Annotated in this window: 11 protein-coding genes; 8 read left to right on the top strand and 3 right to left on the bottom strand. The window is 61.0% G+C overall.

Going from position 1 to position 14,465, the window contains the following annotated elements; genetic code table 11:
• Nucleotides 1-8: 8 nt before the first annotated feature.
• From DW49_RS0120145 to DW49_RS0120130, 4 genes are read left to right on the top strand one after another with little or no spacing between them, the layout of a single operon-like run.
• Entirely contained in the window at nucleotides 9-779 is a 771-nt protein-coding gene (locus tag DW49_RS0120145; protein ID WP_024419611.1) for a thioesterase II family protein, read from the top strand.
• 12 nt (nucleotides 780-791) lie between these two features.
• Complete coding sequence (gene ybtE / locus DW49_RS0120140; protein ID WP_005617739.1) at nucleotides 792-2,360, top strand: yersiniabactin biosynthesis salycil-AMP ligase YbtE; 1,569 nt, start codon at nucleotides 792-794, stop codon at nucleotides 2,358-2,360.
• Nucleotides 2,361-2,375: 15 nt separating this feature from the next.
• Nucleotides 2,376-2,696: an isochorismate lyase gene (locus DW49_RS0120135; RefSeq protein WP_003376926.1), complete on the top strand. Its 321-nt coding sequence runs from the start codon at nucleotides 2,376-2,378 to the stop codon at nucleotides 2,694-2,696.
• Nucleotides 2,693-4,102 carry an isochorismate synthase gene (locus DW49_RS0120130; RefSeq protein WP_005617735.1) on the top strand — a complete coding sequence of 470 codons (1,410 nt, stop codon included), beginning with the start codon at nucleotides 2,693-2,695 and terminating at the stop codon, nucleotides 4,100-4,102. Before DW49_RS0120135 ends, DW49_RS0120130 begins: the two co-directional genes overlap by 4 nt.
• A 25-nt stretch (nucleotides 4,103-4,127) precedes the next feature.
• Here DW49_RS0120130 and DW49_RS0120125 read toward each other — a convergent pair whose 3' ends face one another.
• Nucleotides 4,128-4,682, bottom strand: coding sequence for a TetR/AcrR family transcriptional regulator (locus tag DW49_RS0120125; RefSeq protein WP_005617733.1), 555 nt, complete (start codon nucleotides 4,680-4,682; stop codon nucleotides 4,128-4,130).
• Between the two features lie 180 nt (nucleotides 4,683-4,862).
• On the opposite strand from DW49_RS0120125, the gene DW49_RS0120120 reads away from it, so the two are divergent.
• Nucleotides 4,863-6,023 carry an efflux RND transporter periplasmic adaptor subunit gene (locus DW49_RS0120120; protein ID WP_029768425.1) on the top strand — a complete coding sequence of 387 codons (1,161 nt, stop codon included), beginning with the start codon at nucleotides 4,863-4,865 and terminating at the stop codon, nucleotides 6,021-6,023.
• 33 nt (nucleotides 6,024-6,056) lie between these two features.
• Nucleotides 6,057-9,200, top strand: a complete 3,144-nt coding sequence (locus DW49_RS0120115) for an efflux RND transporter permease subunit (protein ID WP_005617729.1) — start codon at nucleotides 6,057-6,059, stop codon at nucleotides 9,198-9,200.
• Nucleotides 9,201-9,229: 29 nt separating this feature from the next.
• Here DW49_RS0120115 and DW49_RS0120110 read toward each other — a convergent pair whose 3' ends face one another.
• Entirely contained in the window at nucleotides 9,230-10,816 is a 1,587-nt protein-coding gene (locus tag DW49_RS0120110; RefSeq protein ID WP_024419613.1) for a sensor domain-containing diguanylate cyclase, read from the bottom strand.
• Between the two features lie 323 nt (nucleotides 10,817-11,139).
• Nucleotides 11,140-12,240, bottom strand: coding sequence for a dimethylsulfone monooxygenase SfnG (gene sfnG, locus DW49_RS0120105; protein WP_017702763.1), 1,101 nt, complete (start codon nucleotides 12,238-12,240; stop codon nucleotides 11,140-11,142).
• Nucleotides 12,241-12,563: 323 nt separating this feature from the next.
• Here sfnG and DW49_RS0120100 point away from each other — a divergent pair, with 323 nt between their 5' ends.
• Both DW49_RS0120100 and DW49_RS0120095 read left to right on the top strand, forming a co-directional pair.
• Complete coding sequence (locus DW49_RS0120100) at nucleotides 12,564-12,899, top strand: hypothetical protein (protein ID WP_005617725.1); 336 nt, start codon at nucleotides 12,564-12,566, stop codon at nucleotides 12,897-12,899.
• A 222-nt stretch (nucleotides 12,900-13,121) separates the two neighbouring features.
• Complete coding sequence (locus DW49_RS0120095; RefSeq protein ID WP_005617724.1) at nucleotides 13,122-14,159, top strand: LLM class flavin-dependent oxidoreductase; 1,038 nt, start codon at nucleotides 13,122-13,124, stop codon at nucleotides 14,157-14,159.
• The last annotated feature ends 306 nt before the right edge of the window (nucleotides 14,160-14,465 follow it).

The raw sequence follows: 14,465 nt of genomic DNA, 5'->3' as shown, positions 1-14,465 counted from the left end.
ATGTGGGTATGGATGCAGGTATGTTGCGCCCTTTTCTGCGCGCCGATCAGCGCCAGCCGCATGTGCTGCTGTGCCCGTTTGCCGGGGCCAGCGGTGGCGCCTTTCATCACTGGCGCGAGCTCGACGAGCCGGGCCTGAACCTGACGCTGGCGATCTATCCGGGGCGTGACCAGCGCATGCACGAGCCCTGTCTGCGCAAGGTCCAGCCACTCGCCGACAGCCTTGCCGCAGACATTCAGGCTATGCCGGATGCACAACGCCGAACCCTGATACTGGCCGGGCACAGCATGGGCGCGCAGGTTGCCTTAGAAACCTGCCTGCTGCTGGAACAGGCCGGCACGCCACCCGCAGGGCTGGTGTTGTCGGCCTGCCATGCACCCCACCTGACTGGCAGGCGGCTGCTCAGCCATCTGGATGACCAACGCTTCATCGAACAACTGGTTGCCATCGGCGGGGTCAGCGACGCCTTGCTGGCAAACCCGGACCTTCTGGCGTTGTTCATGCCCTTGCTGCGTGCCGATTTTCAAGCCACGGAAAGCTATCACCGTCCGTTGCAGGCGGATCGTCAGCGCTTGCAGACACCGACGCTGTTGCTGCACGGCAGTCACGACCCCGAAGCCGATCAGGAGGAAGTCAGCGCCTGGCGGCAATGGCTGTGCGGCGACTGTCGGCAACAGGTCATGGCCGGCGACCACTTCTACCTGACGCAACGCCCCAGAGCCTTCGCTGCAGAGGTTCTGAACTTCATCGAACAGAGCATCAGCCCTTTCCATCCGTAACGGGAAACGACCATGCACACCGAACACACGTCTCACGACCCGCTGCACCCCTTCGCCGACCAGACCCTGCCTCAACGGCTGCGTCGCTGGGCGAGTCAGTACGGCGCACACACCGCGCTGGTCGCAGGCGACGTATGCCTGAGCTACACGCAGTTGGATCAGCGGGTTGATCGCCTGGCCGGGGGCCTTGCAGCGCTGGGCATTACGGCCGGTGACCGGGTCATGCTGCAACTGCCCAACGGCGTCGGTTTTGTCTGCGCACTGTTTGCCGTAATGCGCATCGGTGCGGTGCCGGTACTGGCCATGCCCACCCAGCGTGCAGAGGACATTGCGGCGCTGTGCCGGCTGGCTGAACCGGTGGCCTACCTGATACCCGATCGCCTTCGGGACTTCGACTATCGGGACATGGCTGCGGAGATCGTCAAGCAGCAGCCCTCACTCGCGCACGTGATCGTCGACGGCGAACACGGGCCTTTCAACGCGATGTCGGCGCTGGATGCACCCTGCCCGGCCGATCCGCTGGCCGACCCGCGCGGGCTGGCCTTGCTGCTGCTTTCCGGCGGCACCACCGGCACGCCAAAACTGATCCCGCGCAGCCACGCCGACTACGCCTACAACTTTTCCCACTCGGCCAGACTCTGTGAACTGGACAGCGACAGCGTGTACCTGGCCGTGTTGCCGACCGCGCACAATTTCACCCTCGCCTGCCCCGGCGTGCTCGGCAGTCTGGCCGCCGGTGCAACGGTGGTACTGGGCGACAGCGCCAGTTGCGATGCGGCCATGCCGTTGATCGAGCGCGAAGGCGTCACCCATGTGGCGCTGGTCCCGCCGCTGGCGCAACTCTGGGCCCAAGGGCGCGATTGGGAAGACAGCGACCTGACCAGCCTGAAGCTGCTGCAGGTCGGCGGCTCGCGACTGGACCCGGCACTGGCAGCCCACCTGCTTGAAGCGCTGGACTGCCAAATACAACAGGTGTTCGGCATGGCCGAGGGCCTGCTGTGCTACACCCGCCCGGACGATCCGCTGGAGGTCGTGCTCAATACGCAGGGCCGTCCATTGTCGCCGTTCGACCAGGTTCGTCTGGTGGACGCGGACCTGAACGACGTCGCTGTCGGCCAGACCGGCGAACTGCTGACCCGCGGCCCCTACACCATTACCGGGTATTACCGGGCGGCAGATCACACTGCGCGCAGTTTCACCGACGACGGCTACTACCGCAGCGGCGACCTTGCGCGCTGGACGCCGCAAGGCAACCTGATCGTCGAAGGGCGCATCAAGGAACAGATCCAGCGCAGCGGTGAAAAGATCTCTGCGGCACACATCGAAAATCACCTTACGGCGCTGCCCGACATCGAATCTGCCGTTGTGGTGGCGGTGCCGGATCCGCTGCTGGGCGAGCGCATCTGCGCGTTCATTCTGGGCGACCCGCCGACGGGTGCCGGCCAGTGCATTCGCGACCAACTGCGTCAGCAGGGGCTGGGTGAAGACAAGCTGCCCGATCAGTTCGAGTGGCTTGCCGCATGGCCGCTGACGGCCGTGGGCAAGATCGACAAACGCCAACTGGCCGCTCTGGCCCAGTGAATCCGGGAGTAATCCATGAATGTTGTGAAGTCTGCACCTGAGTGTGAAAACCTCGGCGACATACGCCAGGGCATCGATGACCTCGACCGGCAGATTGTGCAAATCCTTGCCCGGCGCCTGACCTACGTAAAGGCCGCGACCCGCTTCAAGGCCAGCCAGCAGGCCATTCCGGCGCCCGATCGGGTGCGCGCAATGCTCGAAGAGCGACGTCAGTGGGCCCACGATGCAGGTTTGCCCGTCGATGAAACAGAGGACTTCTTCAAAGACCTGATCCACTGGTTCATCAACCAGCAGATCACCCATTGGCGAGTGCTGCACCCGGAGGCTCAGCCATGAACCAGCAGCCATCATTGCGCGATGTGCACGGATGTCTGACGGGAGGCCTGATGGAATGCCTGCACAGCGCGCGGTCGCAGGTCAGCGCAGCCCGGCCTCGGGTACTGGCCTCGTTCTCCACGCCTTCGCCACACGTCGAGCCGTTCGGATTGTTCACGGCCAATCGCGAGCAGGTCCAACCGGCCTGTCTGTGGCACGTTCAGGCACAAGGGCAATACCGTGTAGGCCTGGGCCTGGCCCATGAATTCAACGCCGGGCCTGCGGACAGTTGGCAAACACTCGAGAACCGCTGGCGGGACATGGCAGCCACTGCGGTGGTTCGCGGCGACCATCGCCCCACACTGTTCGGCGGTTTTGCCTTCGACCGTCGGCAGCCCAGAACACGCCTGTGGCGCGACTTTCCCGACGCCGCGTTGACGCTGCCGCGCTTTGAACTTCACGAGTCCGATGGTCAGACCCGGTTGATCGTCAATGTGCTGATTGACGAGCACAGCCAGTGCGACCCTCTGGCAGAAGCGCTGGCTGGCGAATGGGCAGAAATTCTCGCCCGGCCTTTGCCCGGCGCACCGGCAACCGGCGATCAGTTCGTGCGTTTGTCGATGGCACACCTGTGGAAACAGGACGTGTTTCACGCGGTAAACCGGATCAAGCGTGGCGGACTGGAAAAGGTCGTCCTGGCCCGCTCGCAAAATGTCGCAGCGGCCAGCCCTCTGGAACAGGTCATGCAGCGCTTGATGCGCAAGCAGCCCAACGCCTACCTGTTTGCTTTCGCGCGGGGCAGCAGTTGCTTCATGGGTGCATCACCCGAATGCCTGTTGACCGTGCATGGTGATCAATTGCACACCATGGCCCTGGCAGGCACCGCACCACGCGGGGTAAACAGCGCAGACGACGCGCGTCTGGGCGAGCAATTGCTGCTGAGCGAAAAAGACAACAGCGAACACGCCATGGTGATCGACTGCATCAGGCATGGTCTGGCTGAGCACTGCCTGGCACTGGACATCGCGTGCCGGCCGCGACTGCACAAGCTGCCGCATATCCAGCATCTGCTGACCCCCGTTCAGGCTACCCTCGCTCCGAACCCCAGCCTGCTGGGCATCGCCCAAAGCCTGCACCCGACGCCTGCGGTGGGCGGCCTGCCGCGCAATGAGGCGCTGGACTACATCCGCAGCCATGAACAACTCGACAGAGGCTGGTACGCCGGACCGATTGGCTGGCTTGACGATCAGGGCAACGGCGAACTCGCTGTCGCGCTGCGCTCGGCACTGTTGAACGGCCATAGAGCCACGCTGTTTGCAGGCTGTGGGCTGGTCAGCGGATCGGAGCCGGAAAGCGAGTACCGGGAAAGCGACTTGAAAATGCAGACGATGAGGGAAGCATTGTCGGGAAGCGGCCTGCCTGGTTAGACGCCTCCAGGCTGATACGGCGCCTTCACGCACCGCTTCGCGCGCCCTGCATGAACATCTGCAGCAACGCGGCATCCATACCCGTGCGCGCAACGCGGCCACGGCGCTCTGCATCGACCAGCCCGAAGAGCAGTGAAGCGAAGGTCTCGGTCAGTACCGGGGCGCTGATGTCGATACGAAACAGGCCTTCGCGCTGGCCGCGCAGAAAAAACGCATCCAGAGCGTCTGAATAGGGCAGCCAGCGCAGGCCGCCGCAGCTTTCATCCATGGTGTCCGGGCGCCACTGAAAAACCAGAAACACCAGCATTTCACGGTGGGTCAGGTGGTTGTCGATCAGGCGTTGCAGCGCCTCAAGCGGTGGCGCGTTCTGCAGATCGGCGTCGGCGATCATTTTGTTCATCAACTCGGAAGCGTGGATGAGCAGTATCTCGATCAGGTTGGCGCGGGTGCCGCAGAAGCGATTGAGCGTGGCCTTGCTCACCCCGGCCGCTTCGGCGATGTCCTTGAAGGTGCCGGTGGAGTGGTCGACCAGCGCAACGGCCAGCGCTTTCAGGAATTTTTCGTCAGCAGGTACGTCCATCAGGTGCGTCTTTACCTCGTCATAGAGTGCGTGCGGCGCATTGTGCAGAACGCCTGTTTATTCGCAAAGCATATACACAATTAGTCACGAAAGTCTCATATGAGGCAATATTGACTCAAAGCCGTACAAAAGTGGATCATTCGCGCCTTTAGCGTCTGATGGGCTGCGCCCGGGTGAATGATGAGTAATTTGAGCGATTGGCGTGTGATGCCTGCGATAGCGCTGCTGGCAGCGTTGGGTCTTGCCGGTTGTGAGCAGAAGCCGCAGCAGGATCCCGCCGCCTCGGCAGCGCCCAAAGAGGTTGAAGCGGTTGCTGTCAAAGCTGAATCGTTCACGGTGGTCGACGAACTGCCCGGCCGTATCGAGCCGGTTCGTGTGGCACAGGTGCGTGCCCGGGTGGCTGGCATTGTGCTCACGCGCAATTTCGAGGAAGGCGCCGACGTGAAAGCAGGCGCAGTGCTGTTCCAGATCGACCCGGCGCCTTTCAAGGCGGCATTGTCCAAGGCGCAGGGTGATCTGGCGCGCACCGAAGCCACGTTGTTCGAAACCCAGGCCACGGTCAAACGCTACGAGTCGCTGGTGGAGATCGAAGCGGTCAGCCGCCAGACCTTCGACACCGCACGCTCCGCATTGCAAAACGCCGCCGCCGCCAAAAAATCGGCCCAGGCTGACGTGGAAACGGCCAGGCTGGACCTGGGCTACGCCACGGTCAGGGCGCCGATTTCAGGGCGCATCGGGCGCGCGATGGTCACCGAAGGCGCGCTGGTCGGTCAGGGCGAAACCACGCTGCTGGCGACCATTCAGCAACTCGACCCGGTCTACGCCGACTTCACCCAACCGGTCGCCGACGCCTTGCAGATGCGCGCCGCCATTCAGGAAGGCCGCTTGCCCAAGGGCGGCGAGGACGCCTTGTCACTGAGCGTCGACGGCACCGACTATCAAAGCACCGGCACCCTGCTGTTTACCGACGTGGCAGTAGACCGCACCACCGGCCAGGTGTCCTTGCGCGCCCGCTTCGCCAACCCCAAAGGCGTGTTGCTGCCGGGCATGTATGTGCGCGTGCGCACGCCGCAGCGGGTCGATGCCAACGCCATTCTTGTCCCTCAGCGTGCCGTGCAGCGCTCCAGTGATGGTGCGGCCCGCGTGCTGGTGATCGCTCAGGACGGCACGGCAGAAGCGCGTCCGGTCAAAAACGGCGCCATGCAGGACTCGCGCTGGCAGATCACCGAAGGCCTGAAAGATGGCGAACAGATCATCATCGGCAACATGACCGGGCTCAATCCCGGTGACAAGGTCGTGCCCAAATCGCCGTCCGCCCAGCAGCAGGTCAAGGCTCAATAACGCCGCCTTCAGCGCGATCGAGGATCACTGTCCATGTCTCTGTTTTTTATCAAGCGACCCAACTTTGCCTGGGTGCTGGCCCTGTTCATTCTGCTCGCCGGGCTGATGGCGCTGCCTGCCCTGCCCGTGGCGCTATACCCGAACGTGGCACCGCCACAGATCACCATTACCGCGACTTACCCTGGCGCGTCCGCCAAGGTGCTGGTGGATTCGGTAACCAGCGTCATTGAGGAAGAGCTCAACGGCGCCAAAGGTATGCTGTATTACGAGTCGACCAGCAACTCGACCGGCAGCGCAGAAATCAACGTGACGTTCGTGCCCGGCACTAACCCGGACATGGCCCAGGTAGAGGTTCAGAACCGCATCAAGAAAGCCGAAGCGCGCCTGCCGCAGACCGTGCTCAGCCAGGGTTTGCAGGTCGAACAGGCCAGTTCCGGCTTCCTGATGATCTACACCCTGAGCTACACGGGCGACTCAGCCAACAAGGGCACAGTCGCGCTGGCCGACTATGCCGCGCGTAACGTCAACAATGAGATCAGCCGGGTAAACGGCGTCGGCAGGCTGCAATTCTTTGCCGCAGAAGCTGCCATGCGCGTCTGGATCGACCCACAGAAGCTGGTCGGTTTCGGGCTGTCCATCGATGACGTCAACGCTGCCGTGCGGGCGCAGAACGTGCAGGTCCCGGCAGGCAGTTTCGGCAGCAGCCCGGGCTCGTCGCTGCAGGAGCTGACGGCCACCCTGGCGGTCAAAGGCACGCTGGACAACCCGGAAGAATTTGGCCGCATCGTGTTGCGCGCCAACGAAGACGGCTCGACGGTGCATTTGTCCGACGTCGCGCGGGTGGCCATCGGCAGTCAGGATTACAGTTTCGAATCCCGCCTGAACGGCAAGCGCGCGGTGGCCGGTGCGGTTCAGTTGTCACCGGGTGCCAACGCGATTGAAACCGTCAAGGCAGTCAAACAGCGGCTCACCGAGCTGTCGGTGAATTTCCCGGAAGGCGTCGAATTTTCCGTGCCGTATGACACCTCGCGCTTCGTCGATGTGGCCATCGACAAGGTGATCTACACCCTCATCGAGGCCATGGTGCTGGTGTTTCTGGTGATGTTCCTGTTTCTGCAGAACATCCGCTACACGCTGATCCCGACCATCGTGGTGCCGGTGTGCCTGGCCGGTACGCTGGCGATCATGTACCTGCTGGGCTTCTCGGTGAACATGATGACCATGTTCGGCATGGTGCTGGCCATCGGTATTCTGGTCGACGACGCCATTGTGGTGGTCGAAAACGTCGAGCGCATCATGGCCGAGGAAGGCCTCTCCCCTGCGGCAGCGACCGTGAAGGCGATGCAGCAGGTGTCCGGCGCGATTTTCGGCATCACCCTGGTGCTGGCTGCGGTGTTTCTGCCGCTGGCGTTCATGGGTGGCTCGGTCGGGGTCATCTACCAGCAGTTTTCACTGTCGCTGGCCGTGTCGATTCTGTTCTCGGGCTTTCTGGCCCTGACGTTCACCCCGGCGTTGTGCGCCACGCTGCTCAAGCCAATCCCGGCGGGTCATCATGAGAAGCGCGGTTTCTTCGGCGGCTTCAATCGGCTGTTCGGCAAGTTCACCGACCGCTACGAGCGGGTCAGTTCCAGCATGATCAAACGCGCTGGCAGCTACATGCTGCTGTACGTCGGTATCGTCGGTTTGCTGGGCTTTTTCTACCTGCGTCTGCCAGAGTCGTTTGTGCCGGTGGAAGACCAGGGTTATCTGATCATCGACGTGCAGCTGCCGCCGGGAGCCACCCGGGCGCGCACCGACGCCACCGCGCAGTTGCTGGAAACCTACATGTTGTCCCGCGAGGCGACCGGGGCTGTGACCATGCTGCTGGGTTTCAGTTTTTCCGGCATGGGCGAAAACGCCGGTCTGGCGTTCCCGACCCTCAAGGACTGGTCAGTGCGCGGCGACGGGCAATCGGCGGGTGAAGAAGCGGCGGCGTTCAATCAGCATTTTGCCGGTCTCAGCGACGGCACGGTCATGGCCGTGACACCGCCGCCTATCGACGGGCTGGGCACTTCAGGCGGTTTTGCGCTGCGTTTGCAAGACCGCGCAGGTCTGGGCCGCGAAGCCCTGCTTGCAGCGCGCAACGAGTTGCTGGGCAAAGCCAATGGCAACCCGAAGATTCTCTACGCGATGATGGAGGGGCTGGCCGAAGCACCGCAGTTACGCCTGAACATCGACCGCGAAAAAGCGCGGGCGCTGGGGGTTAGCTTCGAGTCGATCAGCAACGCGCTGTCCACCGCTTTCGGCTCCTCGGTGATCAGTGATTTCGCCAACGCTGGACGTCAGCAGCGGGTTGTGGTGCAGGCCGAGCAGAGTTCGCGGATGACCCCGGAAAGCGTGCTCAAGCTGTACGTGCCCAACAGCAGCGGCACGCTGGTGCCGCTGAGTGCATTCGTTTCGACGCACTGGGAAGAAGGTCCGGTGCAGATCGCCCGCTACAACGGCTACCCCACGTTCAGGATCGCGGGTGACGCACCACCGGGTGTCAGTACCGGCGAAGCGATGGCGGAGATTGAAAGAATCGTCTCCCAGTTGCCTCCCGGCATCGGTTACGAATGGACCGGCCTCTCCTACCAGGAAAAAGTAGCCAGCGGCCAGGCGACCGGGCTGTTTGCCCTGGCCTTGCTGGTGGTCTTTCTGCTGCTGGTCGCGCTGTACGAAAGCTGGGCGATCCCGCTGGTGGTCATGCTGATTGTGCCGGTGGGCGCGCTCGGTTCGGTGCTGGCAGTGACCGCCGTCGGCATGCCGAATGATGTGTATTTCAAGGTAGGGCTGATCACCATCATTGGCTTGGCAGCGAAAAACGCGATTCTGATCGTCGAGTTTGCCAAGGAGCTGTGGGATCAAGGGCATTCGCTGCGTGATGCGGCGCTTCAGGCCGCACGACTGCGCTTTCGGCCGATTGTCATGACCTCGCTGGCGTTCATCCTCGGCGTGGTGCCGTTGACACTGGCGACCGGCGCAGGCGCTGCAAGCCAGCGGGCCATCGGCACCGGGGTGATCGGCGGCATGCTCAGCGCGACGCTGCTGGGGGTGGTTCTGGTACCGATCTTCTTCGTCTGGGTGCTGTCAGTGCTGCGGCGCAAGCCCCACGAGACGCAACAGCTTGCCGACGCCGAGCAGCCTGCCAAAGACTGAGCGCGCCGCACGTGACGGGCACTCTGGATTCAATCCCGCGTGTCCGCCGTTGGCCCGAAGGGCGGGTCAACAGAGGTATTGACCTGCGTCCAGGCCGGGACCGTGTTGAAGGCGATTTCCGACGCCACATTCACCCGGTTGCGGCCCTGCGACTTGGCCGCGTACAGCGCGCGGTCGGCCAGCTCGATCAGGCCTCGCTGGCTGATCTGGCGGTTACTGCCAATGACCGTTGCAACGCCCAGACTGACCGTCACGATGCCGAACGGGCTGGCGGGGTGCGTGATCTGCTCGTCACGGATGGCCTGCAGGATACTCTCGGCGACCTGCCGAGCGCTCGCCTCGTCAGTGCCAGGCAACACGACGGCAATCTCCTCACCGCCATAACGAGCAGCAACATCGCCGGGGCGACGGATGCATTGCTCGACCAGCCGAGCGAGCGCCACCAGGCATTCGTCACCGGCCAGATGACCGAAATGGTCGTTGTAACGCTTGAAATGATCGGCATCCATAAGGATCAATGACAGCATGTTGCGCTCGCGTCGGGCGCGCTTGAATTCGACATCCAGAAACTGATCGAAACGTCTGCGATTGGCCAGCCCGGTAAGCTTGTCTTCCGAGGCAATGAACTCCAGATGCTGGTTCAACTGAATGAGGGCTGCCTGGGATTCCAGCAACTGATCCTCTGCACGTATGCGGCTATGTATGTGCTTGATCAGGCGAATGCCAAGCCCGATCACCAGCCCAAGCAGCACCAGCATGACCAGCACCGACTGTTTGGTCTGCCCCAGCCAGTCCAGCATAGCCTCCCTCTGACCCACCGCGACGACGGTCACGATCGGGTAGATCTCGCTGCGTTTGAACGCATAAAAGCGCGGGATACCGTCGATTCTGGAAACGAAGCGTGTGGTGCCGGAGGGTTTGTCACGTTCGGACGTGAAAATCGGCGTCGATGACAAGTCGCGCCCGATTTCCGCCTCAAGATGGGGATAGCGCACACGCAACTGCCCAGCCGTCGATGTCAGGCTGATGATGCCGGTGTCTCCGACCTGAATGCCTGAGTAGAACTTCAGCAGATGCTCGACACCGATGGTCACCACCATCAACCCGGCAAAACTCGAGTCAGGATGATTGATACGCCGACTGACTGATATCACCCACTCGCCAGAGGCACGGCTGCGAATGGTCGGCCCGATGTAGGGCGCCCGGCCAGGCGTCTGCAGGTGGTGCTGAAAAAACTCGCGTTTGACACTGTTGACGCCGACAGCCTTGGGGTTGGTCGAAAAGGTGCAAATCCCTTCGACGTTGTACAACGAAACCGTATCGATCTGCGGCAGCGCGCCCATTTCACGGGCAATCACCGACTTCAGCCGCTCGATCTGTAGCGGCCCGACGCCGTCCTTTTCGACACGCTCCGTCAGGCCGATCAGCATCAGCTCGCTCTGTTTGAAGATACCGTCTGTGTAAGTGCTCAGCGCCGCAGCCAGATTCACTGTACTGGTCTGGATGTTATCCATCGTGTTGCGGCGCGCGGTCCATGCCTGCCAGACCATCAACATCACCACGCAGGCGCACACTACGAAGATCAGCCATGACGCAAGCCGAAGGTCGCGTTTCAAAACTTGCCTCCACAACAGGTGAGAACCAGTGCATCTGGTTTTTCTGAAAACCGGACCTGATTGCTCAGGGGCCATCGACAATCCTTTCACTATCAATTGCCATTGTCGGCAAGCACTCGGCCATACCTGAAGGGGCTGGCATGGGATCAGAGCATGCCAGAGAGTGGCATCATAGTGCCACTTACAGACATCTGTTGGTTGTCAGGGGTTCAACATACGCAGGCAGGCGCACACTGGATCACAGTGGCGCCTGATTTTCTGGCGGGCTCGTAAGCGGCGTGCGCTTAAGGCGTCATGGCGGGGTTATGCGGGTTGCCGGGTTGTCAGGCCGTGGCGGCGACGGGCTTGCGCTGCGCGGCGGCCTCCAGCTCGCGTACCAGCGGCAGCACATGCTCGCCAAAATAGGCGACTTCTTCCTGAAAATGCAGAAAGGCGGAAAGCACCAGGTCTACGCCAACCGACTTGAGTTCGACGATGCGCTCGGCAATCTGGCGCGGCGTGCCGATCAGATTGGTCTTGAAACCATCGTTGTATTGCACCAGATCCTGAAAAGTCGATTTGGCCCAGTTGCCCTCGCCTTCCGGGCTGGCCTTGCCCGCCTGTTTCGCGGCATCACCAAACGCATTGACGGCCTCGGGATCGGCCTTGTCGACGATCTCGGCCAGTACCGCGCGCGCCTCCTCTTCGGTATCGCGAGCGATAATGAAGGCATTGACGCCGATCTTCACCGAATGGCCGTTCGCGGCAGCCTTGGCGCGAATATCATCGACCTGAGCCTTGATGCCTTCGACGGTGTTACCGTTGGTGAAATACCAGTCCGACACACGGGCCGCCATGTCCCGCGCGGCACGTGAGCTGCCGCCCTGGAAAATCTCAGGATGCGGACGCTGGATGGGCTTGGGTTTGAGGGTGTAATCGTGGAAGCGGTAGAAATCACCCTTGAACGTGAAGTTGTCGGTGGTCCAGATTCCCTTGAGGGCGCGAATAAACTCTTCGGAACGTCGATAGCGCTCGTCGTGTTCCAGCCAGGGTTCACCGATGGCCTGAAATTCACCCTTGAACCAGCCGCTGACGATGTTCACCGCCACACGCCCTGCGGTGAGCTGGTCAATGGTCGCCAGCTGTTTGGCCGCCACCGAGGGCGTCCACGGCCCTGGCAAAATAGCCGCGATGACCTTGAGCTTTTCGGTGGCGGCCAGCAGCGCGTGGCTGAAGGCCACGGATTCATGCTGAAACTCGGCACCGTAACCGGCGGTGAAGCGGATTTGCGTCAGCGCGTATTCAAAACCGGATTGCTCGGCGATCTGCGCCAGCTTGCGGTTGTAGTCGATGGTCCAACTGGTGCGCTGCTCGATCTTGCTGACGACCAGTCCTCCGCTGACGTTCGGCACCCAGTAGGCAAATTTTATCGATGAATGGCTCATGTCGGCACTCCTCTGACTGCAGGCTCCCGAGCACGGGAGTCGAATAGGGTTGCATGTGCACAAAGCAGCAACCGTGCCAGCCACTAAAAGCAATACAGATCAATGGGTTGAACAGGCTAAAAGATAGCGTCAACTGTCCATGCACCGTCAAGGTGTCGATGTGCTGTTGGCAGAGCAACAGCCATTGCCGGAATCAACCCGCGCAAGGCAAGGTCAGCCAAAATGAAAAACCGACGAAAGGCCCCTTGCCCCGGCTATTCAGAAGCACGCGGCCGGAGTAACTTTTGGATCCAATGAAGCCCTATTCATCCGCAGGAGCACAGATGAAATTTCATGCCATTTTTCTGGCCTTGATGATCCCCGCCGTTTCGGTGCACGCCGAAGTAAAGGTCATTAACATCCCTCTTGACCCGGCAGGTAAGCATGCGTTGGTGGAAAAAAGTGGAAGCCCGGACCTGCGAGTGGTAGTGACCCGCCGAGAAGGCCTTCTTGGTGTGATCTACTCCAAACGTCTCTACAACTGCGAAAACCACACGGTGAACCTGGTGGGCACTGGCTCGACGCTGGAAATCATGGAGCAGTCCAATGCCGTCAGTGGCATGGCACCCATCATCCGCAATTCCACAGATGACTCAATCAGTTCCGAAGCCTGTAGTTGAACTGACCAGGCGATAACCTGCTCAATCATCAATACATGATGCCCTCTCCCAGAAAAGCGCCCGGCACAAGGCGCTTTTTTCGTTTCTGCCTGTTGCTAACTGCACCATTATCCCTTGAGCAAAAAAGACTTGCACCATAGGTATTACGGTATACCATCATACAAAAATAAATCACCGTACCGGTCAATCAGGCGGGTGCCTGGATCACGCGAGGTAAATGCCATGAAGTTTTCATTGTTCGTGCACATGGAGCGCTGGGATGAAAGTGTCAGTCATCGCCAGCTTTTCGAAGACCTGACCGAACTGACGCTGATGGCCGAACACGGTGGCTTCAGTACGGTATGGATCGGCGAACACCATGCGATGGAATACACCATTTCGCCTAGTCCCATGCCGCTGCTGGCTTATCTGGCCGCCAGAACCACCCGTATTCACTTGGGCGCGGGCACTATCATTGCGCCGTTCTGGCACCCGTTGCGGGTGGCCGGAGAATGCGCGCTGCTGGATGTGATCAGTAACGGGCGCATGGAAGTCGGCCTGGCACGCGGTGCCTACCAAGTAGAATTCGACCGGATGGCGGGCGGCATGCCAGCTTCTGAAGGCGGCAAGGCGTTACGTGAGATGGTGCCGGTGGTGCGAGCTCTGTGGCAGGGCGATTACGCTCACGATGGCGATATCTGGAAATTCCCCACGTCGACGTGTGTGCCCAAGCCGATCAGCACTCCGCCGATGTGGATCGCCGCACGAGACCCCGATTCGCACAATTTCGCGGTGCAGAACGGCTGCAATGTGATGGTCACGCCGCTGATGAAGGGCGACGAGGAAGTCGTCGATCTGAAGAACAAGTTCGAGGCAGCCCTGGCCAACAACCCTGACGTGCCCCGCCCGCAATTGATGGTGCTGCGCCATACGCATGTGCATGCGGCGGACAATCCAGAAGGCTGGAAAGTGGGCGCGAGCGCCATCGCGAAGTTCTACCGCACGTTTGATGCGTGGTTTGGCAATAAACAGACGCCGGTGAATGGTTTTCTTGCGCCGAGCCCCGAAGAGAAATTCAAGGAGCGCCCGGAGTTTGAGCTGGAGAATATCCGCAAGAACACGATGATCGGCACCCCGGAAGAGATTATTCCGCGCATTCGGTATTATCAGGAACTGGGTGTCGACGAGTTCAGTTTCTGGTGCGATAACAGTTTGCCGCATGCCGAGAAGAAGAAATCGCTTGAGCTGTTTATCAAACACGTGGTGCCGGCGTTTCGTTGAGTGTTCAGATTGTCTGAGGGCACTGAAAAGCGCTGCCCAGACCACGATAATGATCGTTCCACTGTGTGTGACCGGGGCCTTCGGCCAGAATCAAAAGCTGACTTTGATTATCGTGCCGATGCTCCGCGTCGGCATGCCGTTCTGGACGCTCTGCGTCCTCTGTGTGGCGCTTGTGGCGCTCCGCGCCACAATAGGGTTCTGCGCTGCCAGGTGGATTTACATAAGACTCAAGGCACCTTTTCGCCCCTCGGCGAGTGACTTTGACGGATCAAAGTAACCAAAATCCCGGCTCCGTTTCCGGCCCGA

It is taken from the genome of Pseudomonas avellanae BPIC 631 (genome assembly GCF_000444135.1).
GTDB classification, from domain to species: Bacteria; Pseudomonadota; Gammaproteobacteria; order Pseudomonadales; family Pseudomonadaceae; genus Aquipseudomonas; species Aquipseudomonas avellanae.
The sequence above is the reverse complement of the archived record's forward strand: the minus strand, read 5'-3'. Positions and strand labels throughout refer to the sequence as shown.